The sequence below is a fragment of the Pseudomonas sp. D3 genome, from assembly GCF_029320995.1.
Taxonomy (GTDB): Bacteria; Pseudomonadota; Gammaproteobacteria; order Pseudomonadales; family Pseudomonadaceae; genus Aquipseudomonas; species Aquipseudomonas paraveronii.
Genome location: NZ_CP119772.1, coordinates 1189115 through 1211087, shown reverse-complemented (window position 1 = coordinate 1211087; position 21973 = coordinate 1189115). Strand labels below are relative to the sequence as shown.

General features: G+C 60.6%; 23 protein-coding genes. 8 read left to right on the top strand and 15 right to left on the bottom strand.

The window, feature by feature from the left end; genetic code table 11:
* Positions 1 to 24: 24 nt before the first annotated feature.
* The 4 genes from P3S72_RS05320 to mreB form a co-directional block, all read right to left on the bottom strand.
* Positions 25 to 621 (bottom strand): nucleoside triphosphate pyrophosphatase, encoded by a 597-nt coding sequence (locus tag P3S72_RS05320; RefSeq protein ID WP_276196525.1) that lies wholly within the window; start codon positions 619 to 621, stop codon positions 25 to 27.
* A 51-nt stretch (positions 622 to 672) separates the two neighbouring features.
* Positions 673 to 1161 (bottom strand): rod shape-determining protein MreD, encoded by a 489-nt coding sequence (gene mreD / locus P3S72_RS05315; RefSeq protein WP_276196524.1) that lies wholly within the window; start codon positions 1159 to 1161, stop codon positions 673 to 675.
* Complete coding sequence (mreC, locus tag P3S72_RS05310; RefSeq protein ID WP_276197898.1) at positions 1161 to 2276, bottom strand: rod shape-determining protein MreC; 1116 nt, start codon at positions 2274 to 2276, stop codon at positions 1161 to 1163. The genes mreD and mreC overlap by 1 nt, the downstream gene beginning before the upstream one ends.
* Positions 2277 to 2416: 140 nt before the next feature.
* Positions 2417 to 3454, bottom strand: a complete 1038-nt coding sequence (mreB, locus tag P3S72_RS05305; RefSeq protein WP_002555108.1) for a rod shape-determining protein MreB — start codon at positions 3452 to 3454, stop codon at positions 2417 to 2419.
* Positions 3455 to 3664: 210 nt separating this feature from the next.
* Between mreB and gatC the strand changes: the two genes are divergently transcribed.
* From gatC to P3S72_RS05275, 6 genes are all read left to right on the top strand, one after another.
* A complete protein-coding gene (gatC, locus tag P3S72_RS05300; protein ID WP_247408111.1) occupies positions 3665 to 3952 on the top strand; it encodes an Asp-tRNA(Asn)/Glu-tRNA(Gln) amidotransferase subunit GatC in 288 nt (95 codons plus the stop codon).
* A gap of 16 nt (positions 3953 to 3968) precedes the next feature.
* Positions 3969 to 5420 (top strand): Asp-tRNA(Asn)/Glu-tRNA(Gln) amidotransferase subunit GatA, encoded by a 1452-nt coding sequence (gene gatA, locus P3S72_RS05295; RefSeq protein ID WP_276196523.1) that lies wholly within the window; start codon positions 3969 to 3971, stop codon positions 5418 to 5420.
* A 10-nt stretch (positions 5421 to 5430) separates the two neighbouring features.
* On the top strand, positions 5431 to 6876 hold the full coding sequence (gatB, locus tag P3S72_RS05290) for an Asp-tRNA(Asn)/Glu-tRNA(Gln) amidotransferase subunit GatB (RefSeq protein WP_276196522.1): 1446 nt from the start codon (positions 5431 to 5433) through the stop codon (positions 6874 to 6876).
* Positions 6877 to 7035: 159 nt separating this feature from the next.
* Positions 7036 to 7407, top strand: coding sequence for a septal ring lytic transglycosylase RlpA family protein (locus P3S72_RS05285; RefSeq protein WP_276196521.1), 372 nt, complete (start codon positions 7036 to 7038; stop codon positions 7405 to 7407).
* Between the two features lie 58 nt (positions 7408 to 7465).
* Entirely contained in the window at positions 7466 to 8512 is a 1047-nt protein-coding gene (locus P3S72_RS05280; RefSeq protein WP_247395479.1) for a calcium/sodium antiporter, read from the top strand.
* Positions 8509 to 8892, top strand: coding sequence for a carboxymuconolactone decarboxylase family protein (locus P3S72_RS05275; RefSeq protein ID WP_276196520.1), 384 nt, complete (start codon positions 8509 to 8511; stop codon positions 8890 to 8892). Before P3S72_RS05280 ends, P3S72_RS05275 begins: the two co-directional genes overlap by 4 nt.
* Before the next feature lie 23 nt (positions 8893 to 8915).
* Here P3S72_RS05275 and P3S72_RS05270 read toward each other — a convergent pair whose 3' ends face one another.
* The 5 genes from P3S72_RS05270 to kdgD all read right to left on the bottom strand — a co-directional run bounded on the left by P3S72_RS05270 (position 8916) and on the right by kdgD (position 15515).
* A complete protein-coding gene (locus tag P3S72_RS05270; RefSeq protein ID WP_247395481.1) occupies positions 8916 to 9857 on the bottom strand; it encodes an AEC family transporter in 942 nt (313 codons plus the stop codon).
* A 215-nt stretch (positions 9858 to 10072) separates the two neighbouring features.
* Positions 10073 to 11626: a galactarate dehydratase gene (gene garD / locus P3S72_RS05265; RefSeq protein ID WP_276196519.1), complete on the bottom strand. Its 1554-nt coding sequence runs from the start codon at positions 11624 to 11626 to the stop codon at positions 10073 to 10075.
* A 12-nt stretch (positions 11627 to 11638) separates the two neighbouring features.
* Complete coding sequence (locus P3S72_RS05260; protein WP_276196518.1) at positions 11639 to 13003, bottom strand: MFS transporter; 1365 nt, start codon at positions 13001 to 13003, stop codon at positions 11639 to 11641.
* Positions 13004 to 13103: 100 nt separating this feature from the next.
* Complete coding sequence (locus tag P3S72_RS05255) at positions 13104 to 14549, bottom strand: aldehyde dehydrogenase family protein (protein WP_276196517.1); 1446 nt, start codon at positions 14547 to 14549, stop codon at positions 13104 to 13106.
* A gap of 54 nt (positions 14550 to 14603) precedes the next feature.
* Complete coding sequence (gene kdgD, locus P3S72_RS05250) at positions 14604 to 15515, bottom strand: 5-dehydro-4-deoxyglucarate dehydratase (RefSeq protein WP_276196516.1); 912 nt, start codon at positions 15513 to 15515, stop codon at positions 14604 to 14606.
* A gap of 231 nt (positions 15516 to 15746) precedes the next feature.
* On the opposite strand from kdgD, the gene P3S72_RS05245 reads away from it, so the two are divergent.
* The gene (locus tag P3S72_RS05245) at positions 15747 to 16901 is read left to right on the top strand and encodes a phospholipase (RefSeq protein WP_276196515.1); all 1155 of its coding nucleotides are present in this window, start codon (positions 15747 to 15749) and stop codon (positions 16899 to 16901) included.
* 48 nt (positions 16902 to 16949) lie between these two features.
* A complete protein-coding gene (locus P3S72_RS05240) occupies positions 16950 to 17123 on the top strand; it encodes a hypothetical protein (protein WP_276196514.1) in 174 nt (57 codons plus the stop codon).
* On the opposite strand, the gene P3S72_RS05235 is transcribed toward P3S72_RS05240, so the two are convergent.
* From P3S72_RS05235 to petA, 6 genes are all read right to left on the bottom strand, one after another.
* A complete protein-coding gene (locus tag P3S72_RS05235) occupies positions 17124 to 17870 on the bottom strand; it encodes a FadR/GntR family transcriptional regulator (RefSeq protein WP_276196513.1) in 747 nt (248 codons plus the stop codon).
* Between the two features lie 158 nt (positions 17871 to 18028).
* The gene (locus P3S72_RS05230; RefSeq protein ID WP_247395489.1) at positions 18029 to 18448 is read right to left on the bottom strand and encodes a ClpXP protease specificity-enhancing factor; all 420 of its coding nucleotides are present in this window, start codon (positions 18446 to 18448) and stop codon (positions 18029 to 18031) included.
* 17 nt (positions 18449 to 18465) lie between these two features.
* Positions 18466 to 19083 carry a glutathione S-transferase N-terminal domain-containing protein gene (locus P3S72_RS05225; RefSeq protein WP_276196512.1) on the bottom strand — a complete coding sequence of 206 codons (618 nt, stop codon included), beginning with the start codon at positions 19081 to 19083 and terminating at the stop codon, positions 18466 to 18468.
* Positions 19084 to 19229: 146 nt separating this feature from the next.
* The gene (locus P3S72_RS05220) at positions 19230 to 20009 is read right to left on the bottom strand and encodes a cytochrome c1 (protein WP_276196511.1); all 780 of its coding nucleotides are present in this window, start codon (positions 20007 to 20009) and stop codon (positions 19230 to 19232) included.
* Positions 20009 to 21220, bottom strand: a complete 1212-nt coding sequence (locus tag P3S72_RS05215; protein ID WP_017845421.1) for a cytochrome bc complex cytochrome b subunit — start codon at positions 21218 to 21220, stop codon at positions 20009 to 20011. The genes P3S72_RS05220 and P3S72_RS05215 overlap by 1 nt, the downstream gene beginning before the upstream one ends.
* Entirely contained in the window at positions 21220 to 21813 is a 594-nt protein-coding gene (petA, locus tag P3S72_RS05210; RefSeq protein WP_247395492.1) for a ubiquinol-cytochrome c reductase iron-sulfur subunit, read from the bottom strand. The genes P3S72_RS05215 and petA overlap by 1 nt, the downstream gene beginning before the upstream one ends.
* Positions 21814 to 21973 lie beyond the last annotated feature (160 nt).

The window sequence follows — 21973 nt, the reverse complement described above, 5'->3', positions numbered from 1 at the left end:
AAGGCTGGGCGCTGTGTACGAGGCTCAGCGCACGGTAAGGTTTTGCCAACAGGGTATGCCGAATTGGCCAAGCAACTGAGCGGTTTCGCACACCGGCAGGCCTACCACGGCGGAATAACTGCCAGTGAGCCCGGCCACGAACACCGAGCCTAGCCCTTGGATAGCATAGCCTCCGGCTTTGTCCTGGGGTTCTCCACTGTGCCAGTAGGTTGTAGCCTCCTCGACAGAAATCCCCCGAAAAAGTACCCGACTGCTTACACATCGGGTTACACAGCGCTGACCGTCCGTGAGGGCAATGGCCGTCAGCACTTCATGTTCACGCCCTGCCAGAGCCAGCAACATGGCCAGGCCGTCGGCCAGATCCACTGGTTTGCCAAGGATCTGGCCATCAACGATCACCGCCGTGTCGGCGCCCAGCACGCAGCCCCCCGAGGTTTCCCCTAGGGCAGCAAAACCCGCCGCCGCCTTGGCACGCGCCAGGCGCTCGACGTAGGAAACGGGAGATTCGTCCGTAAGAGGCGTTTCATCAATCGCGGCGCTGACCACGGTGAAGGGCACACCGATCTGGGTCAGCAGTTCACGCCGCCTTGGGGAGCCCGAGGCCAGATAAAGCGAATTCATTGCAGACTCTCCCTGTGGGGTTCGATAACCAGGCAGAGCCTCGCAATCCATTCAATTGATTTTATAGCGACGACATAACCCGCGCAGACCGAAACTGACCCACGGCCACAGCAACGCACTGACCAGGGCCGGCAACACCAGCGCCAAGGTCGGCTGCCGGTTACCGGTCAAGGCACTGAGCCATAGCTGCACCAACTGCGCCAAGCCGAAGATCACCAGGATCACCAGGCACTGTTGCCACATGGGGAACATGCGCAGACGCTGCTGCAACGAGAGCACCAGAAAAGTGATCAGGGTCAGGATCAACGCGTTCTGCCCCAGCAAGGTGCCATAGAGCACATCTTCCGCCAAGCCCAGAAACATCGCCGTGACCATGCCCACTTTATCCGGCAGGTTCAGCGACCAGAATGCCAGCAGCAAAGCCAGCCAGAGCGGGCGCAGGATTTCCATGAACTGCGGCAGCGGCGATACGCTGAGCAACAAGCCGAGGGCAAAGGTCAGCCAGACGATCCAGCCATTGTGCGAATGAGTACCGGCCATTATTCCTCCCTCTGCCGCGTGGTTGCCGGGGCGGCGGCCGGCGGCTTCGCAGCGGGCGGCGTGGTCGCAGGCTGGGCGGCCGGCGGTTTAGTCGCCGCTGGTTTCACCGGGCGAGTGCTGTGAGCGACCGGCTTGGCTGGCGTGGCCACGGGCGCAGCCGGCGCCGGCGCAGTTGCAGGCGGTGTAGCCGGCGCGGGTTTTGGCACGGTCGCCGGGATGATCGGCACGGTGCCGTTACGCTTGTCTTCCGCTTCCTGGGCCTGAGCGGCGTCGTTGGCGCGCTCTTCCGCGGTGCGGTTGTCGCTGAACACCAGCAACAGGTAGCGGCTGCGGTTCAGCGCGGCAGTCGGCACGGCGCGGACAATAGCGAAGGGCTGGCCGGAGTCGTGGATCACTTCCTTGACCGTCGCCACCGGATAACCCGCCGGGAAGCGTTGGCCCAGGCCGGAACTGACCAGCAGGTCGCCTTCCTTGATATCGGCCGTGTCGGCCACATGACGCAGCTCAAGACGCTCCGGATTACCCGTACCGCTGGCAATCGCGCGCAGGCCGTTGCGGTTGACCTGCACCGGAATGCTGTGAGTGGTGTCCGTCAGCAGCAATACGCGCGAGGTGTAGGGCATCAACTCGACCACCTGCCCCATCAAGCCACGGGCATCGAGTACCGGCTGGCCAAGGACTACACCGTCGCGCTCACCCTTGTTGATGATGATGCGATGGGTAAAGGGGTTGGGGTCCATGCCGATCAACTCGGCGACTTCGACCTTCTCGTTGACCAGCGCGGAGGAGTTGAGCAACTCGCGCAGCCGAACGTTCTGCTCGGTGAGGGCCGCCAGCTTTTGCATGCGCCCCTGCAGCAGCAGGTTTTCAGTCTTGAGTTTTTCGTTCTCGGCGACCAGCTCGGTGCGGCTGCCGAATTGGCTGGCCACGCCCTGGTAGAGACGTTGCGGCAGGTCGGTGATCCAGTAAGTCTGCATCAACACCAGCGACATTTGGCTACGCACGGGCTTGAGCAGTGCAAAGCGGGCATCGACCACCATCAGCGCGACCGAAAGCACGACCAGCACCAATAAGCGCACGCCCAATGAGGGGCCTTTGGCGAAAAGCGGTTTAATAGGCCGCTCCTCCCAGGCAAATGTTCTCTCTATTCATACGGCATCTAACCGGCCTGGATGCAGATTGAAGAAGATAAACGCCAACAGGCAGCACTGCAAAGTGCTGCCTGCGGGCGAAACATGGGCTTACCAGCAACCACTTATTCGCTGGAGAGCAGGTCCATGGTGTGTTTATCCATCATTTCCAGTGCACGGCCACCGCCACGGGCGACGCAGGTCAGCGGGTCTTCGGCGACGATCACCGGCAGACCGGTTTCCTGGGCCAGCAACTTGTCGAGGTCGCGCAGCAAGGCGCCACCACCGGTCAGTACCAGGCCACGCTCGGCGATATCGGAAGCCAGCTCCGGAGGCGATTGCTCCAGGGCACTCTTCACTGCCTGAACGATGGTGGCGAGGGACTCTTGCAGAGCTTCCAGCACTTCATTGGAGTTCAGGGTGAAGGCACGCGGCACGCCTTCGGCCAGGTTGCGACCGCGAACATCGACTTCGCGCACTTCGCCGCCCGGATAAGCGGTACCGATTTCCTGCTTGATGCGTTCGGCGGTGGATTCGCCGATCAGGCTGCCGTAGTTGCGACGCACATAAGTGATGATCGCTTCGTCGAAGCGGTCGCCACCAACACGGACGGACTCGGCATACACCACGCCGTTCAGGGAAATCAGGGCGATTTCAGTGGTACCACCACCGATATCCACCACCATCGAACCGCGCGCTTCTTCAACCGGCAGGCCGGCACCGATCGCAGCAGCCATTGGCTCTTCGATCAGGAACACTTCACGAGCACCGGCACCAAGCGCCGATTCACGGATGGCACGACGCTCCACCTGGGTGGACTTGCACGGAACGCAGATCAGCACACGAGGGCTGGGCTGCAGAAAGCTGTTTTCGTGAACCTTGTTGATGAAGTACTGCAGCATCTTCTCGCAGACACTGAAGTCGGCGATCACGCCGTCTTTCATCGGACGAATGGCAGCGATATTGCCTGGTGTTCGCCCAAGCATACGCTTGGCCTCGGTGCCAACGGCAACGACACTTTTCTGATTACCATGGGTCCGAATAGCCACAACCGATGGCTCATTCAGGACGATACCGCGCTCGCGCACGTAAATAAGGGTGTTGGCAGTGCCCAGGTCAATGGAAAGATCGCTGGAAAACATGCCACGCAGTTTCTTGAACATGGGGAAAGGACCCTAGGCAACGCGTGGGTAAAAAAGTGCGGCAAACTCTAACAACGACAGGGATTTTGGGCAAGGCGCCAATGTGCTAAATTGGCCGACTTTCTACGCACCAACCCCCACAATCGCGGCCATATGACCGTAGAAATGCGGTAGTGTTCCGACAATCTAACACACGGACGCCCTCCGTTCTGTTTTCCACTGGAGAATCCCATGGCGCTTGAACGCTCCGACGTGGAAAAAATCGCACATCTGGCCTCGCTTGGCCTGAATGATGCCGATCTTCCACAGACCACCGCAGCCCTGAACAGCATTCTCGGGCTGGTTGACCAAATGCAGGCCGTGAATACCGACGGCATCGAGCCCCTGGCTCACCCGCTGGAAGCCAACCAGCGCCTGCGCGCAGACGTCGTGACCGAAGTCAATCATCGCGAGGCCTACCAGTCCATCGCGCCAGCGGTCGAAAACGGCCTGTATCTGGTTCCGAAAGTCATCGACTAAAGGGAAAGAGCCTTTCATGCATCACATGACTCTGGCCGAGATCGCCCGCGGTCTCGCCGACAAAAAGTTTTCATCCGAAGAGCTGACCAAGACCTTGCTGGCGCGTATCGGCGCGCTCGACCCCAAGGTCAACAGCTTCATCAGCCTCACCGAGGAGCTGGCCTTGAGCCAGGCCAAGGCCGCCGACGCACGTCGCGCCAACGGTGAGAACGGCGCGCTGCTGGGCGCACCGATCGCCCACAAGGACTTGTTCTGCACCCAGGGCATTCGCACCAGTTGCGGCTCGAAGATGCTCGACAACTTCAAGGCGCCCTACGACGCCACCGTGGTGTCCAAGCTGGCCGCCGCCGGGGCCGTGACCCTGGGCAAGACCAACATGGACGAATTCGCCATGGGCTCGGCCAACGAGTCGAGCTACTACGGCGCGGTGAAAAACCCGTGGAACCTGGACTGCGTGCCAGGCGGTTCATCCGGCGGTTCGGCGGCGGCGGTTGCCGCGCGCTTCCTGCCGGCCGCCACGGCCACCGACACCGGCGGCTCGATCCGCCAGCCCGCCGCGTTCACCAACCTCACCGGGCTGAAGCCGACATACGGTCGCGTGTCTCGCTGGGGCATGATCGCCTATGCCTCCAGCCTCGATCAGGGCGGCACACTGGCACGCACCGCCGAAGATTGCGCAATATTGTTACAAGGTATGGCAGGCTTCGACGCAAAGGACTCCACCTGCATCGATGAGCCGGTGCCGGACTACAGCGCCAGCCTCAACACCTCGCTCAAAGGCCTGCGCATCGGCGTGCCAAAAGAGTATTTCAGCGCCGGCCTCGACCCGCGTATCGCCGAACTGGTCCACAACAGCGTCAAGGAGCTGGAAAAGCTCGGCGCCGTGATCAAGTCCATCAGCCTGCCGAACAACCAGCACGCGATTCCGGCGTACTACGTGATCGCCCCGGCCGAAGCGTCCTCCAACCTGTCGCGGTTCGACGGCGTGCGTTTCGGCTATCGCTGCGAAAACCCGAAAGACCTCAACGACCTGTATAAACGCTCCCGTGGCGAAGGCTTCGGTGTCGAAGTGCAGCGCCGGATCATGGTCGGTGCCTACGCCCTGTCGGCCGGTTACTACGACGCGTACTACCTCAAGGCGCAAAAAATCCGTCGCCTGATCAAAAACGACTTCATGGCGGCCTTTGAAGAAGTCGACGTGATCCTCGGCCCAACCACGCCGAACCCGGCCTGGAAGATCGGCGCCAAGACCGGCGACCCGATCGCCGAGTACCTGGAAGACCTGTACACCATCACCGCCAACCTCGCGGGCTTGCCGGGCTTGTCCATGCCCGCCGGTTTCGTCGATGGCCTGCCGGTCGGCGTGCAATTGCTTGCCCCGTATTTCCAGGAAGGCCGCCTGCTCAATGTGGCGCACCAGTACCAGTTGAACACTGACTGGCACACCCGCACCCCTACCGGCTTCTGAGGAGAACACTATGCAATGGGAAGTTGTGATCGGGCTGGAGATTCATACCCAGCTCGCCACCCAATCGAAGATTTTCTCCGGTAGTGCCACCACGTTCGGCGCAGAACCCAACACCCAGGCGAGCCTGGTAGACCTGGGCATGCCCGGTGTGTTGCCGGTGCTGAACCAGGAAGCGGTGCGCATGGCGGTGATGTTCGGCCTGGCGATTGACGCCGAGATCGGCCAGCACAACGTGTTCGCACGCAAGAACTACTTCTACCCGGACCTGCCCAAGGGCTACCAGATCAGCCAGATGGAGTTGCCGATTGTCGGCAAGGGCTACCTGGACATCCCGCTGGAAGACGGCACCATCAAGCGTGTCGGTGTGACCCGCGCGCACCTGGAAGAAGACGCCGGCAAGAGCCTGCATGAAGAGTTCAACGGTGCCACCGGTATCGACCTGAACCGCGCCGGCACGCCGCTGCTGGAGATCGTGTCCGAGCCGGACATGCGCAACGCCAAGGAAGCCGTGGCCTACGTCAAGACGATCCACGCGCTGGTGCGTTACCTGGGCATTTGCGATGGCAACATGGCCGAAGGCTCGCTGCGCTGCGACTGCAACGTGTCGGTCCGGCCAAAGGGCCAGGTCGAGTACGGCACCCGCTGCGAGATCAAGAACGTCAACTCGTTCCGTTTCATCGAGAAGGCGATCAACACCGAAGTGCGTCGCCAGATTGAACTGATCGAAGACGGCGGCAAGGTGATCCAGCAAACCCGCCTGTACGATCCGAACAAAGACGAAACCCGCGCCATGCGCAGCAAAGAGGAAGCCAACGACTACCGTTACTTCCCCGACCCGGACCTGTTGCCGGTAGTCATCGAAGATTCGTTCCTCGATGACGTCCGCGCCACCCTGCCGGAATTGCCGCCGCAGAAACGCGAGCGCTTCCAGGCGCAGTTCGGCCTGTCGGTCTATGACGCCAGCGTCCTGGCTTCGAGCCGTGAGCAAGCCGACTACTTCGAAAAAGTCGTGAGCATCGCCGGGGACGCCAAGCTGGCGGCCAACTGGGTGATGGTGGAGCTGGGCAGCCTGTTGAACAAACAGGCCCTGGAAATCGACGAAGCGCCAGTCTCGGCCGAGCAACTGGGCGGCATGTTGCTGCGGATCAAGGACAACACCATCTCCGGCAAAATTGCCAAGACCGTGTTCGAAGCCATGGCCAGCGGTGAAGGCAATGCCGATGAGATCATCGACAAGCGTGGCCTCAAGCAAGTCACCGACAGCGGCGCCATCTCCGCCGTGCTCGATGACATGCTCGCGGCCAACGCGGAACAGGTCGAACAATACCGCGCGGCAGACGAAGCCAAGCGCGGCAAGATGTTCGGCTTCTTTGTCGGCCAGGCCATGAAAGCCTCCAAAGGCAAGGCCAACCCGCAACAGGTGAACGAACTGCTGAAAAGCAAGCTCGAAAGCTGATAGCGGTGAACGGTCCGAGTGAGATTTCATGCTCGACTCGGACCTCCTGTGGGAGGGGGCTTGCTCCCGATAGCGGTGATTCAGTCAAAACAGTAGTGACTGACACTCCGCTATCGGGGGCAAGCCCCCTCCCACATTTGTGATGAGGGCACCTTGATAATGAAGCGCTTACTTGGCCTTTTAGCCCTGTTCTCTTTACTGGCCGGTTGCGCCAGCGGCCTCATCAACCCCAACGGCTACGACGAAACCGGCACCGCCTCCTATTACGGCGCCAAGCACCATGGCAAAAAAACTGCCAGCGGTGAACCCTTCAACCAGAACGCCCTGACCGCCGCCCATCGGCGCCTGCCTTTTGGCACGCAGGTCAAGGTGACCAATCTCGATACCGACAAATCGGTGGTGGTGCGCATCAATGATCGCGGCCCGCACACCCGTGGGCGGCTGATCGATCTGTCACGCCAGGCCGCCACGCAACTGGGCATGCTGGGCAGCGGCACCGCGCGGGTGCGCGTGCAAGCCCTGAGCAATTGAAGACGGAGCCCTGGCCATTTACGGATTAACCGCCCTCTCGCCCTGGAGCCTGATCGAATTGATCAGCGGCCTGGTGTTGCTGATCGTCGGTGCCGAAATCCTGGTGCGCGCCGCGGTGCGCCTGGCTGCCAGCCTTAAGGTCAGGCCGTTGATCATTGGCCTGACGATCGTCGCCTTCGGCAGCAGTGCGCCGCAGATGACGGTCAGCCTGCAAGCCACCCTGGCCGGCAACACCGACATTGCGGTGGGCAGCGTGATCGGCAGCAGCATTTTCAACATCCTCGTCACCCTGGGCCTGTCGGCGCTGATCGTTCCGCTGCGGGTCTCGAGGCAACTGGTGCGCCTGGATATCCCGGTGATGATCCTCGCCGGCCTGCTGGTATTTACCCTGGCGGCCAATGAAGAACTGACGCCGGTCGACGGTTCGCTGCTGCTGGTGGCCTTGCTGGCCTACCTCGGCGTGCTGCACTACCAGACCCGCCATTCACGTCGCCCGCGCACGCTGGACACCGTGGCCAAGGCGCCCTGGCTGAGCAGCGTATTGCTGATGTTCGGCGGATTGCTGGTGCTGGTGCTGGCCGGGCATTTGTTGCTGGGTGCGGCTGTGGATGTGGCGGGCGATCTGGGCCTGTCGGAGCGCATCATCGGCTTGACGCTGATCGGCGTCGGCACTTCGCTGCCGTGCCTGGCCACCTCGCTGATCGCAGCCCTGCGCGGCCAGCGGGAAATCGCCGTGGGTAACGTGATCGGCAGCAACCTGTTCAACCTGCTGGGCGTACTGGGGCTGACCGCACTGCTCGCGCCCTCGCCGCTGTCGGTGTCGCCCAATGCCCTGGATTTCGACCTGCCGGTGATGCTCGGCGTGGTGGTGCTGTGCCTGCCGGTGTTTTATTCCGGCTACCGCGTGACCCGTGCCGAAGGCCTGGTGCTGCTGGGGCTGTACCTGGCGTATGGGCTACATGTGATGGCATTCACCACCGGCATGCCGTTGGCCAACAAACTCGAACAACTGATGCTGTATTACGTCCTGCCAGTGCTGGTGGCTTTCCTGTTGTTCAGCACGCTGCGAGCCTGGCGCCGCCAACACAAGAGGGAATCGCAATGACCGATCCGAAAAAGCCAGGGGTAGAAATGCGTCGTCAGGTGATGGGCGATGCGTTCGTCGACCGCGCCTTGGGCAACGCGACCGAATTCACCCAGCCGCTGCAGGACTTCGTCAACGAACATGCCTGGGGCAGCGTGTGGAACCGCGACGGCTTGCCGCTGAAGACACGCAGCCTGATCACCCTCGCCGCCCTCACCGCGCTCAAGTGCCCGCAGGAACTCAAAGGCCATGTGCGCGGCGCGCTGAACAACGGCTGCACGGTGGAGGAAATCCGCGAGGCGCTGCTGCATTGCGCGGTGTATGCCGGTGTGCCGGCGGCGATCGAAGCGTTTCGGGCGGCGCAGGAAGTGATTGAGGCGTATCAGGCAGACAAGCCGTGACGCTCAGATAGCGATCACAAGATTCAGATCCAGCCACCCGCCTGCAACACGAAGATCCCGATATTCGTGGTCACCGCCGCCATCAAGGTGGTGATCACGATAATCGCCGCCGCCAGCTCATGATTGCCCTCGGCCGCCCTGGCCATCACAAAGCTCGCGGCTGCGGTCGGTGCGCCGAAGTACAGGAACAGAATCCCCAGTTCCGGCCCACGAAACCCCAGCAACCACGCCCCCAGAGTGGCGACCAGCGGCAGCCAGATCATCTTCATCAAGCTCGCACTCAACGCCATGTTGCCGCTCTTGCGCAACGCCGCCAGCGACAAGGTGCCGCCGATGCAGATCAGCGCCAACGGTAAAGTCATGTCGGCCAGGTACTGCGCGGATTTTTCCAGCCAGCCCGGCAAGCCGATCTGGAAATAGGCGAACGGCGCGGCCGCGATCACGCTGATGATCAGCGGGTTGGCCAGGACACTTTTGCAGATGCTCCACGGGTCGGATTTGATCACCGGGCTGTACACCGCCAGCACAATGGTCGACAGCGTGTTGTAGAACAGGATCACCAACGCCGCGAGGATCGCGCCGAGGGAGATGCCGTAATCACCGTACATACTGGCCGCCAGCGCCAGGCCGATCACCCCGTTGTTACCGCGAAAAGCGCCCTGGGTGTAGATGCCCCGGTCTTCACGCTTGCAGCGGAAAATCGCCCAGCCCCAGGCCAGGGCAAAACTCAACAGCGTGGCGACGGCGAAGTAGATCAGCAAACCTGGCTTGAGCGCCGAATGCAGGTCGGCATGCAGGATGCCGAGAAACAGCAGCGCCGGCATGGTGACGTTGAACACCAGCGACGACGCGGTGTGGATGAAGTTGTCGTTGATCCAGTTGATGCGCTTGAGCAACACGCCGAGGAACAACATGGCAAACACCGGCGCGGTGATGGTGAGGGTGGAGAGGAAGATAGCCAGCATGCCGGGGAGAACCTTGGTGAGCGTCGTTAGGGGGCTAATGATAAGCCATACGGCCCAGCGGCGCCTGATAGACCGCTATCGGGGGCAAGTCGAACCGTCGCATCGCCCCTCCCACATAGGGTCTGCGGTGTTCATCCATTATATGTCTGACGCAGACTCAGTGTGGGAGGGGCGGTGCGACGGTTCGACTTGCCCCCGATGAAGGCGACTCGGTCTCAAGTAATCGGCGCCGGGTTGAACAACGTAATGTCGTTATGCAGCTTGTGCTGCTCCGCCCACGTCTGCTTCTTGCCGCTGGCCACATCCAGGTAGAAGTGGAACAACTCCCACCCCAACTCCTCGATGGTCGCGCGCCCGGTGGCTATGCGCCCGGCGTCGATATCGATCAGGTCCGGCCAGCGCTGCGCCAACTCCGTGCGGGTCGAGACCTTCACCACCGGCGCCATCGCCAGACCGTAAGGCGTGCCGCGCCCGGTGGTGAACACATGCAGGTTCATCCCCGCCGCCAGTTGCAAGGTGCCGCACACGAAGTCGCTGGCGGGCGTGGCGCAAAAGATCAGGCCTTTGCCCTTGAAGCGCTCACCCGGGCCGAGCACCCCATTGATCGCGCTGCTGCCAGACTTGACGATGGAGCCCAGGGACTTCTCGACAATATTCGACAACCCGCCCTTCTTGTTCCCCGGCGTCGTGTTGGCACTGCGATCCGCCTCGCCCTTGGCCAGATAACGGTCGTACCAGTCCATCTCTCTGACCAATGCTTCGGCCACGTCCCTGGTCTGTGCGCGAGCAGTCAGCAGGTAGATGGCATCACGCACCTCAGTGACTTCGGAAAACATCACCGTCGCCCCCGCCCGCAGCAACAAGTCCGAGGCGAAACCCAGCGCCGGGTTGGCGGTGATGCCGGAAAACGCATCACTGCCGCCGCACTGCATGCCCAGGATCAGCTCGGACGCCGGCACGGTTTCCCGGCGGCGCTGGTCGAGTTTCTTCAGGCGCGCCTCGGCCAGCGCCATGATCTGCTCGATCATCTCGCCAAACCCGTGGCTGGAATCCTGCAGCCGATACAGCCACGGCTCGCTCAGGTCGACGGAGCTGTCGTTATCGTGCATCACCTGCCCGGCCTGCAATTTCTCGCAGCCCAGGCTGATCACCAGGGCTTCGCCGCCCAGGTTCGGGTTGCGCGCCAGGTTGCGCACGGTGCGGATCGGGATATACGCATCCGTCGCAGTGATCGCCACCCCACAACCGTAGCTGTGGGTCAGCGCCACCACGTCATCGACATGCGGGTACTTGGGCAGCAATTCGTCCTTGATGCGCTTGACCGCATGGTCCAGCACACCGGTGACGCACTGCACCGTGGTGGTGATGCCGAGGATATTGCGCGTGCCGACCGTACCGTCGGCATTGCGATAGCCCTCGAAGGTAAACCCTTCCAGCGGTGCCTGGGCCTCAGGCACCTCGGTAGACAGCGGCAAGCTGTCCAACGGCGGCGCGGTAGGCATGCGCAGTTGATCTTCCTGCACCCAACTGCCGCGTGGGATCGGCGCCAAGGCGTAGCCGATGGTTTGGCCGTAGCGAATAATCCGGCCGCCTACGGGGATATCTTCGAGGGTCACTTTGTGGCTTTGTGGAATGAAATCCACGGTCACCAGGCCGTCCGGGAATTCGGTCCCGGCCGGTACACCCTGGTCATTGACCACGATCACCACGTTGTCGCGCTCGTGCAAACGAATCGAGCGCGGCGAGTCGGCATGTTCAATCAACTGCATCACTCGGCCCCTTCAGGAATGCGCTTGGGTAAGGTGGGTCAACTCGGGCCCTTGGCTTGGCGGCTCTTTGAGCACCACGCGTTTGATCGGGCCGACAATCACCAGGTAACTGAACACCGCCACCAGCGCATTCGCGCCGACAAACACCAGGGCCCATTTGAACGAACCAGTGGTACTGATGATGTAGCCGATGACAATCGGCGTGGTGATCGACGCCAGGTTACCGAAGGTGTTGAACAGGCCGCCACTGAGGCCAGCGATTTGTTTCGGCGACGTGTCAGACACCACCGCCCAGCCCAGTGCGCCAACACCCTTGCCGAAGAAGGCCAAGGCCATGAAGCCCACCACCATCCACTCGATATCCACGTAGTTGCAGGCCACGATGCTGCTGGAGATCAGCAGGCCGCCAATAATCGGCGCCTTGCGGGCGAAGGTCAGGGAATGGCCTTTGCGCAGCAGGTAGTCGGATATCACCCCGCCCAATACACCGCCGATAAACCCGCAGATCGCCGGCAATGAGGCAACGAAACCGGCCTTGAGAATGGTCATGCCACGGTCCTGCACCAGATACACCGGGAACCAGGTCAGGAAGAAGTACGTGATGCCGTTGATGCAGTACTGGCCCAGGTACACGCCGAGCATCATGCGGTTAGTCAGCAACTGACGGATGTAATCCCACTTCGGACCGTCGGTTTTCTTACCCTTGCCCTTGTCCTGATCCATATCGACCAACGCACCATTGGCCGCGATGTGATTGAACTCGGCTTCGTTGATCATCGGGTGCTGGCGCGGGCTGTGGATAACTTTCAGCCAGACCAGTGAGAAAACAACGCCGATCACGCCCATCACGATAAACACGTGCTGCCAGCCGAAGCTGTAGACGATCCAGCCCATCAGCGGCGCGAACAGCACCGTGGCGAAGTACTGCGCCGAGTTGAAAATCGCCGAGGCCGTACCACGTTCGGCGGTGGGGAACCAGGCGGCCACAATCCGTGCATTGCCCGGGAAGGACGGCGCTTCGGCCAGGCCGACCATAAAGCGCAGCATAAACAGCGCCACGACCGCCGTGGAGATACCGAACTCACCGACGTAGCCTTGCAGCACGGTGAACAGTGACCAGGTGAAGATGCTCAGGGCATAGACTTTTTTCGAGCCGAACCGATCGAGCAGCCAGCCGCCGGGAATTTGCCCGGCCACGTAGGCCCAACCGAATGCAGAGAAGATGTAACCGAGGGTGACCGCGTCGATGCCGAGGTCTTTTTGCAGGCTGGAACCCGCTATCGCGATGGTGGCCCGGTCGGCGTAATTGATCGTAGTCACCAGGAACAGCATGAGCAGGATCAAATAGCGGACATGGGTCGGCTTGGTCGCTTGCATATAGAAGTACTCCCACTAATTATTTTTTTTGCGGGTAATGCGTGTTTTGTCCAGTGGTCACCGGCGCCTACACAAGCCGGTGACCACTGGGTGCTGCGTGTTACGAGCCGATGTAGCTGGTTTTCACCACGGTGTAGAACTCTTGCGCATAGCGACCTTGCTCACGCGAACCATAGGATGAGCCCTTACGGCCGCCGAACGGAACGTGATAGTCCACGCCAGCCGTCGGCAGGTTGACCATCACCATCCCGGCCTGGGAGTGGCGCTTGAAGTGGTTGGCGTATTTGAGCGAGGTGGTGGCAATCCCCGCCGACAAACCGAACTCGGTGTCGTTGGCCATGGCCAGCGCCGCCTCGTAGTCCGCCACGCGCACTACGTTGGCCACTGGGCCGAAGATCTCTTCACGGCTGATGCGCATGGCGGCTTCGCTGTCGGCAAACAGCGTCGGCGCCAGGTAATAGCCCTCGGTGTCGCAGGTCACCAGGCCGCCACCGCTCACCAACCGCGCACCTTCGCTCTGGCCGATGTCGATGTATTTCAAGTCCTGGTCCAACTGGGCCTGGGAGACGACCGGGCCGATGTCGGTGCCGCTTTTCAAGGCATGGCCGACCTTGATCGACTTCATGCGCTCGGCCATGGCCGCGACGAACTGGTCATGAATGCCGGCCGTCACGATCAAGCGGCTGGAGGCGGTGCAACGTTGGCCGGTGGAATAGAACGCGCTCTGTACCGATAACTCGACGGCCTGCTTGAGGTCGGCGTCATCGAGAATGATCTGCGGGTTTTTGCCGCCCATTTCCAACTGCACCTTGGCTTGGCGCGACACACAACTGACCGCGATCTGACGCCCCACACCGACCGAGCCGGTGAAGCTGATGCCGTCGACTTTCGGGCTGTTGACCAACACCTCGCCGACCACACGCCCGCTGCCCATCACCAGGTTGAACACACCAGCGGGGAAACCGGCGCGGGAGATGATTTCCGCCAGGGCCCAGGCGCAGCCCGGCACCAGCTCCGCCGGCTTGATCACCACGCAGTTGCCGTAGGCCAGGGCCGGAGCGATTTTCCACGCGGGGATGGCGATCGGGAAGTTCCACGGGGTGATCAAGCCGACCACGCCAAGGGCTTCGCGGGTGACTTCAACATTGACGCCCGGCCGCACCGACGGCACGTAGTCGCCGGACAGGCGCAGGCACTCGCCGGCGAAGAACTTGAAAATATTCCCGGCGCGGGTCACTTCGCCAATGGCTTCAGGCAGGGTCTTGCCCTCTTCCCGAGCCAGCAGCGTGCCAAGTTCTTCGCGGCGGGCGAGGATTTCGCTGCCGACTTTATCCAACGCGTCATGGCGGGCCTGGATTCCGGAAGTGGACCAGGCCGGGAACGCAGCACGGGCAGCATCGATGGCGGCGTTGACCTGGGCGACATCCGCCTTGGCATATTCGCCGACGACATCGGACAACTCCGACGGGTTGAGGTTGACGCAATAATCAGCGCCGGCCACCCATTGGCCGTTGATGTAGTTCTCAAAACGTTTGGCTTGGGACACGAATCTTCTCCTGACGCAAAAGGCCGCTGATTGCTCAGCGGCCTTATAGATAAGTTATTGCGGACCTTGCTTGTCGATCAGCGCGGCCAGGGCTTCGTATTCTTCCGGCAGCAGCTCGGTCAGTGGCGTGCGTACCGGGCCTGCGTCGTAGCCGACGATTTTGGCGCCTGCCTTGACGATGCTCACCGCATAGCCGGCCTTGCGGTTACGGATGTCCAGGTACGGCAGGAAGAAGTCATCGATGATCTTGCCGACAGTGGCGTGATCGTCGCGGGCGATGGCGTGATAGAAGTCCATCGCGGTTTTCGGGATGAAGTTGAACACCGCCGAGGAGTACACCGGCACGCCCAGCGCCTTGTAGGCAGCGGCGTAAATCTCTGCAGTCGGCAAGCCACCCAGGTAGCTGAAACGGTCGCCCAGACGACGGCGGATCGACACCATCAATTCGATGTCACCCAGGCCGTCCTTGTAGCCGATCAGGTTCGGGCAACGTTCGGCTAGGCGCTCCAGCAGTGGCGCAGTCAGGCGGCAGACGTTGCGGTTGTAGACCACCACGCCGATCTTGACCGACTTGCACACCGCTTCCACGTGGGCGGCAACCCCGTCCTGGCTGGCTTCGGTCAGGTAATGCGGCAGCAGCAGCAAGCCTTTGGCTCCGAGGCGCTCGGCTTCCTGAGCGTATTCGATGGCCTGACGGGTCGAACCACCCACACCGGCGAGGATCGGCACGCTGGTGGCGCAGGTATCCACTGCCGTCTTCACAACCTGGGAATATTCGCTGGCGGCCAGGGAGAAAAACTCACCGGTGCCGCCGGCAGCGAACAGTGCAGTGGCGCCGTAGGGGGCTAGCCACTCCAGACGCTTGATATAGCCGGCCTGATGGAAATCACCTTGTGCGTTGAAATCGGTCACGGGGAAAGACAGCAGACCGTGGGAGAGGATGGACTTCAGTTCTTGTGGATTCATTATTCGAACACCCTGGCAAAGACTTTCTATCGAAAGGTTATTGTTGGTTCTGGTTATGTCATACGTCATCGTACAACTATAAAATATTTCGTCAACTGCAATTCATCGACGTTCATCGAACCGCCTGTTGAGACAGCGCGTGTTGACGTAGGATTTTTTTCCTCTATGCTCAAATAACTGTATATGCATACAGTAAAAAGGAAGGTCCCCACGACATAGCAAGGAGCTAACATGTCCGGTCTTGAACTCGCAGCACCCGAAAAAAACCTACCCACCCTGCGTTTCGAAGGCGCTGAACACACCGCCATCGGTGACGACACGCTGTTGCGCTTCGCCAAGGACGCCCCGGCGATTGCCGCCCGACACGTCGAACTGCACCTGCCCAACGGCCTGGCGCTGACCTATGGTCAAGTGATCGCCCTGGGCGGTGACTTCTATGGCATTCCCGGCCAACCCATCAGTGATGGCACCTCCCCTGCCGAGCGCGTGCAACGCTTTAGCGCCGCATTCAACTCGCTGGCGGTGCTGCCGGCGTCACGGGAGGAAGCACCGAAGATCCTGGCGGTGATGCAAAAGGAGATCAACGCGGTCAACCAGGCGATCAAGGACGGCAAATCACCCCACGACGCCTACGCTGCGCTCGGTGATACGTTGTCCGAGGAGTGGAACCGCATCACCGGCGGTGGCAGTGTGGTTTCGGCGCTGTTTCCCCTGGGGCGTTACTTGAAGCTGGCGGCGGACAACGCCGACCACTTCGGCGAATGGGCGCTGTCGGCCTACCTGGCCGGGCATACGGCAGCGCTGCAACAAGCGGTCATCGCCCATCAGAGCGGCACCGACCAGGCGCTGGAACTGGCCTATGCAATGAACAGTTTTGCCGATCACTTCCTGACCGACCTGTTTTCCGCCGGCCACCTGCGAGTGCCGCGCAAACAACTGGCCGCCGTGGTGACGCCCGGGGATTTGGGCTCACTGGTCAGCCGCTTCATGCACGATGAAGACAGCAAGTTCGGGCTCAAGGTACGCAATGCCGTCGGTGACGAGTGGCATGCCTACGGGGATAAACGCTACTTCGATGCCGACGACGCGGCCAACCGGGCCCAGGTCCAACGCGCCGTGCAGGCGTCGGCCGATGAGATTTTCGACGCGTTTATCAGCGGCGTCGCGCCCTCCCCGGCCCACTTCAAGGCGCCGCTGTATGTGCCGGATCTGAATGCGGCGCAGAACCCGGCGAATAACTTTTCGCCGTTGTTCAAGATGCAGGGAGACAAGGTGCTGCGGCGCAAGGACGTGAATGACTTGAACGACAAGCATTGGACCGCTGATTGGTGGGGGTGGAGTACTTACTTGCTGCTCAAGGACTACACGCCCAATACACCTGCTTGAGGCGTACCGTTTGTCGTGACTGCATGACTGTCCTCAAGGGCCAAGTCCTTGGCTCTTGAGGCTTTTCATTCCCGTCATCCGCAGACGCAGAGCCAGGCAGACCCGTGGGTTCTGGTAACGGCTAAGTACATCTTCATGGCGGCACAAATCGAGCAGAACGTGATCGTGCTTGATGCCTTGACCACAGCGCCGCCTACCGACATTCGCCCACCGGCGGTTTGATCACTCGGCCCGTTCTGCCGCTTCATGGGCATGGCGCAGCCGCTCCCGACTGTTCGTCAAATGCAAGCGCATCGCCGCCCGCGCCGCGTCCGAATCCTGACGCGCGATTGCTTCATAGATTTCTTCGTGTTCGCGGCTCAAGCGCTTCATGTAGTGCTGCTGGTCATCCTGGGCCAGGCGCGCCGAGTTCAGGCGGGTACGCGGAATGATGCTAGTGCCCAGGTGAGTCATGATGTCGGTGAAGTAGCGGTTGCCGGTGGACAGGGCAATCTGCAGGTGGAACTGGAAGTCCGACGCTACCGCATCGCCGGCATGGGCGGCGCTTTCATTCAAGGCGTCGAGGGCGGCACGCATGCCGGCCAATTGTTCGTCGCTGCGGCGCAACGCGGCCAGGCCCGCAGACTCCACTTCCAGGCTGATACGCAGTTCCAGGATCGCCAACACATCACGCAGGGTCACGACGGTGGCCGGGTCAATGCGGAAGCCGCTGGGGCTTGGCGTGTCCAACACAAAGGTGCCGATACCGTGGCGGGTTTCCACCTGTCCCGCCGCCTGCAAGCGCGAGATGGCTTCACGCACCACCGTGCGGCTGACGCCATGGGCCTCCATGATCGCCGATTCGGTGGGCAATTTGTCGCCACGCTTGAGTTGGCCGTCGCGGATCTGCTCGGACAACACCGTGACCAATTCCTGGGCAAGGCTGCGGCGCTTGCGGGGAAAACGCGGGGCGGTGTTGGTGCTTTCCATGTTGGGTCATCTTTCTTGGTGAACTGAAGACGCATCATAGCCCATGGCGGTTGTACGATCACCGTCCCCGGCATGTCTTTCATCTACAACGACCAGGCAAAAAAATGCCCCGGCAACCGCCGAGGCATTTTTCAGGCTCGCCCGAAGGCAACAGCCGCTTACTTCACCACTTTCAGACTGGGCCGGCCGCTTGGACGCGGTGGCTCGGTATCCGGTGGCGGCACTTCATCGTCGTCTTCCCCTTCGATCGCGTCGTCATCCTCGAAAGGCGACTCCAGATCGAACACCATGCCTTGACCATTTTCCCGGGCGTAAATCCCGAGGATGGCGCCAATCGGCACGTACAGCGTATGCGGCACACCGCCGAAACGCCCTTCGAAGCTGACGGCTTCGTTGTCCATGTGCAGGTGGCGCACCGCACTCGGCGATACGTTCAGCACAATCTGCCCGTCACTGGCAAAACCCTGCGGAACCTGAACCGCAGGAAACTCGGAATTGACCAGCATGTGCGGGGTGCAATCGTTGTCCACAATCCACTCATAGAGCGCGCGAACCAGGTAGGGTCGACTGGAGTTCATCAACGGCTCCTTAAGCCTTAGCGCATATCGCGTTCGACACCAGACAGACTCGTCTGGAAAGCCTCACGCGCAAACTGGCGCTCCATGTAATCAAGCAGCGGCTTGGCCGGCCGCGGCAGTTCAATGCCCATAATCGGCAAGCGCCAGAGTATGGGCAATAGGCAGCAATCCACCAGGCTTTGTTCCTCGCTGAGGAAAAAAGGCTTGTCGGCGAACAGTGGCGAAACACCCGTCAGGCTCTCGCGCAATTCCTTGCGCGCCACGACACGGGCCGCCTCTTTGCTGCGCGAATCCAGAATCAAATCCACCAGCCCGCACCAGTCGCGCTGAATCCGATGGATCAGCAGGCGGCTGTTGGCACGCGCCACCGGGTATACCGGCAGCAAAGGCGGATGCGGGTAACGCTCATCCAGATATTCCATCACCACGGTTGACTCCCACAACGCCAGGTCACGATCGACCAGGGTGGGCAAGCTGCCGTAAGGGTTCACTTCGATCAGTTTCGGCGGGTGACGACCCACCTCCACACTGATGATCTCGGCGCTGACACCCTTCTCTGCGAGCACGATGCGTACTCGGTGGGAATAGTGGTCGGCGGGGTCGGAGTAACAGGCCAACCGATTGGTCACGCCCATGGCGGTCCTCCTCGCTTGTTGAAATTATCGGAAGCTCAAAAACGAGCGCGCCCAGAGAGCATCTCGGTAGTACCTGATGACCAGGTCGCTACGGTTTAGAGATGCCGCTGGGCGCGCAAGATTAACAGCAATTGCTTACGGTTGGATCAATGCACATCCTTCCAGTATTCGCGCTTGAGCAGATAAGCGAATACGAAGAAGAAAGCCAGGTACAGCAAGACATACGTACCAATGCGCTGGTGCTGCAGTTTGACCGGGTTGGCCGAGTAGGCCAGGAAGGTCACGAGATTCTTGACCTTCTCGTCGAACTGCTCTTCGTTCAGCGCGCCGGACTTGGGCACGATGGTCAGTTGATCGCACGCTTCATGTGTCAGCGGCGTGCCGGTCAACGGGTCAAATTGCTTCTTGCCGCCATCTACTACCTGAACCTGCTTGCATCCTATCACTTGGCGACCCTGCAGGCCGACCAGAACGTTAGGCATAGCGACGTTCGGGAACACCACGTTGTTCACGCCCCATGGACGTGCAGGGTCTTCATAGAAGGATTTCAGGTAGCCGTAGAGCCAATCGGTGCCGCGAACCCGCGCCACCAGGGTCAGGTCGGGCGGCGGAGCGCCGAACCAGGCCTTGGCGTCCGCCGGCTGCATGCCGATGTTCATGTGGTCGCCAATCTTGGCGCCGGTGAACACCAGCTTATTGAGCATCACCTCGTGCGGAATGCCCAAGTCATCGGCCACGCGCTCGTATCGCTGGAACTTGGCGCTGTGGCACCCCATGCAATAGTTGGCGAACGTGCGAGCGCCGTCCTGCATGGCCGCTTTGTCAGACACGTCGATAGCGACTTTTTCCAACTCGGGGCCTTGCTCGGCAGCGAAGGACAGTAGCGGCAGCGCCGCAAGCATCAATGCAACGAATAATTTTTTCATCAGCCAGTCACCCTTTCCGGAACCGGTTTGGTCTTCTCAAGCCGGGTGTAGAACGGCATCAGAATGAAGTAGGCGAAGTACAGGAAGGTGCAGACCTGCGACAGCAACGTGCGCTCAGGAGTCGGCGCCAGTACACCCAGTACACCCAGGATAACGAACGCAATGCAGAACACCCACAGCCAGATCTTGCTCAACCAGCCCTTGTAGCGCATGGACTTGACCGGGCTTCGGTCGAGCCACGGCAGCACGAACAGCACTGCGATGGCGGCGCCCATGGCGATCACGCCCATGAGCTTGTCGGGGATCGCCCGCAAGATCGCGTAGAACGGTGTGAAGTACCAGACCGGGGCAATATGCACAGGCGTCTTGAAGGCGTTGGCCTGTTCGAAGTTAGGTTTCTCCAGGAAATAACCACCCATCTCCGGGAAAAAGAACACGATCGAGCAGAACACGAACAAGAACACGACGACACCGACAATATCTTTTACGGTGTAGTACGGGTGGAACGGAATGCCATCCAGCGGGATGCCGTTCTCGTCCTTGTGCTTCTTGATGTCCACACCATCAGGGTTGTTCGAACCCACTTCGTGCAGCGCCAGGATGTGCAGCACCACCAAACCGAGAATCACGATCGGCAAGGCCACCACGTGCAAGGCGAAGAAGCGGTTCAGGGTGATGCCCGAGATCAGGTAGTCACCACGAATCCATTGGGTCAGGTCGTTGCCGATCACCGGGATCGCGCCGAACAGCGAGATGATCACCTGGGCGCCCCAGTACGACATCTGGCCCCACGGCAGCAGGTAGCCCATGAAGGCTTCAGCCATCAGCGCCAGGTAGATCAGCATGCCGAACACCCACACCAGCTCACGCGGCTTCTGGTACGAACCGTAGAGCAAACCACGGAACATATGCAGGTAGACCACGATGAAGAACGCCGAGGCGCCGGTGGAGTGCAGCAGGCGCAGGATCGAGCCGTACTCGACGTCACGCATGATGTATTCGACGGAAGCAAACGCCTCCTCCGCCGACGGGGTGTAGCTCATGGTCAGCCAGACGCCGGTGACGATCTGATTGACCAGCACCAGCAGTGCCAGGGAGCCGAAGAAGTAGAAGAAGTTGAAGTTTTTTGGCGCGTAATACTTGCTGAGATGGTCTTCCCACATTTTGGTGGCGGGGAAGCGCGCATCGACCCAATCCATGAACTTACTCATCACGCGTTCTCCTTGTCGAGGCCAATGACAATGATGTCGTCAGATTCGTAGTTATGCGGAGGCACGGGCAGGTTCAGTGGAGCAGGTTGCGATTTGTAGACGCGGCCGGCCAGGTCGTAGTGCGAACCGTGGCAGGGGCAGAAATAACCGCCGACCCAATCCTTGCCCAGGTCGACTGGCGCCACTTCAGGGCGGAAAGTAGGTGAGCATCCCAGGTGGGTACACAGACCGACCAGCAGCAGAATCTCTGGCTTGATCGAACGTGCTTCGTTTTTGGCGTAGGCGGGTTGGTCGGAAAACTCAGATTTTGGGTCAGACAACTGGCCTTCGATCTTTTTCAGATTTCCCAGGATTTCCTCCGTTCGACGAACAATGAAGACCGGCTGACCGCGCCACTCAGCAATCATCTGCTGGCCTGGCTCGATCTTGCCAATATTCACTTTCACCGGTGCACCTGCGGCTTTCGCCTTGGCACTGGGAAACCATGACCCCACGAACGGGACCGCAGCCCCCACCGCTCCTGCAGCACCCACCACGGATGTGGCTGCTACCAAGAAGCGACGCCGGCCTGCATTCACGCCGTCATTGCTCATTCAGTCCTCTCCCATCAGCTTTTTGGCCTGTTAAATCAGGCGTCTACTAAGTATTAAATCTGAACTTATAAAAATTTTGCCGAATGGTAATGAAAAGCCCCACCTCTGACAAGGGAATTACCCGGAGCTCCAGCTCCAAGCCTTGTAGTATAGGGGGTCT

What these genes read in the sequence shown, in the direction of transcription:
- P3S72_RS05320 (WP_276196525.1), bottom strand. Translation starts at nt 621, where the DNA reads ATGAATTCGCTTTATCTGGCCTCGGGCTCCCCAAGGCGGCGTGAACTG.
- mreD (WP_276196524.1), bottom strand. Translation starts at nt 1,161, where the DNA reads ATGGCCGGTACTCATTCGCACAATGGCTGGATCGTCTGGCTGACCTTT.
- mreB (WP_002555108.1), bottom strand. Translation starts at nt 3,454, where the DNA reads ATGTTCAAGAAACTGCGTGGCATGTTTTCCAGCGATCTTTCCATTGAC.
- gatC (WP_247408111.1), top strand. Translation starts at nt 3,665, where the DNA reads ATGGCGCTTGAACGCTCCGACGTGGAAAAAATCGCACATCTGGCCTCG.
- gatA (WP_276196523.1), top strand. Translation starts at nt 3,969, where the DNA reads ATGCATCACATGACTCTGGCCGAGATCGCCCGCGGTCTCGCCGACAAA.
- gatB (WP_276196522.1), top strand. Translation starts at nt 5,431, where the DNA reads ATGCAATGGGAAGTTGTGATCGGGCTGGAGATTCATACCCAGCTCGCC.
- P3S72_RS05285 (WP_276196521.1), top strand. Translation starts at nt 7,036, where the DNA reads ATGAAGCGCTTACTTGGCCTTTTAGCCCTGTTCTCTTTACTGGCCGGT.
- P3S72_RS05275 (WP_276196520.1), top strand. Translation starts at nt 8,509, where the DNA reads ATGACCGATCCGAAAAAGCCAGGGGTAGAAATGCGTCGTCAGGTGATG.
- P3S72_RS05270 (WP_247395481.1), bottom strand. Translation starts at nt 9,857, where the DNA reads ATGCTGGCTATCTTCCTCTCCACCCTCACCATCACCGCGCCGGTGTTT.
- garD (WP_276196519.1), bottom strand. Translation starts at nt 11,626, where the DNA reads ATGCAGTTGATTGAACATGCCGACTCGCCGCGCTCGATTCGTTTGCAC.
- P3S72_RS05260 (WP_276196518.1), bottom strand. Translation starts at nt 13,003, where the DNA reads ATGCAAGCGACCAAGCCGACCCATGTCCGCTATTTGATCCTGCTCATG.
- kdgD (WP_276196516.1), bottom strand. Translation starts at nt 15,515, where the DNA reads ATGAATCCACAAGAACTGAAGTCCATCCTCTCCCACGGTCTGCTGTCT.
- P3S72_RS05245 (WP_276196515.1), top strand. Translation starts at nt 15,747, where the DNA reads ATGTCCGGTCTTGAACTCGCAGCACCCGAAAAAAACCTACCCACCCTG.
- P3S72_RS05235 (WP_276196513.1), bottom strand. Translation starts at nt 17,870, where the DNA reads ATGGAAAGCACCAACACCGCCCCGCGTTTTCCCCGCAAGCGCCGCAGC.
- P3S72_RS05230 (WP_247395489.1), bottom strand. Translation starts at nt 18,448, where the DNA reads ATGAACTCCAGTCGACCCTACCTGGTTCGCGCGCTCTATGAGTGGATT.
- P3S72_RS05225 (WP_276196512.1), bottom strand. Translation starts at nt 19,083, where the DNA reads ATGGGCGTGACCAATCGGTTGGCCTGTTACTCCGACCCCGCCGACCAC.
- P3S72_RS05220 (WP_276196511.1), bottom strand. Translation starts at nt 20,009, where the DNA reads ATGAAAAAATTATTCGTTGCATTGATGCTTGCGGCGCTGCCGCTACTG.
- P3S72_RS05215 (WP_017845421.1), bottom strand. Translation starts at nt 21,220, where the DNA reads ATGAGTAAGTTCATGGATTGGGTCGATGCGCGCTTCCCCGCCACCAAA.
- petA (WP_247395492.1), bottom strand. Translation starts at nt 21,813, where the DNA reads ATGAGCAATGACGGCGTGAATGCAGGCCGGCGTCGCTTCTTGGTAGCA.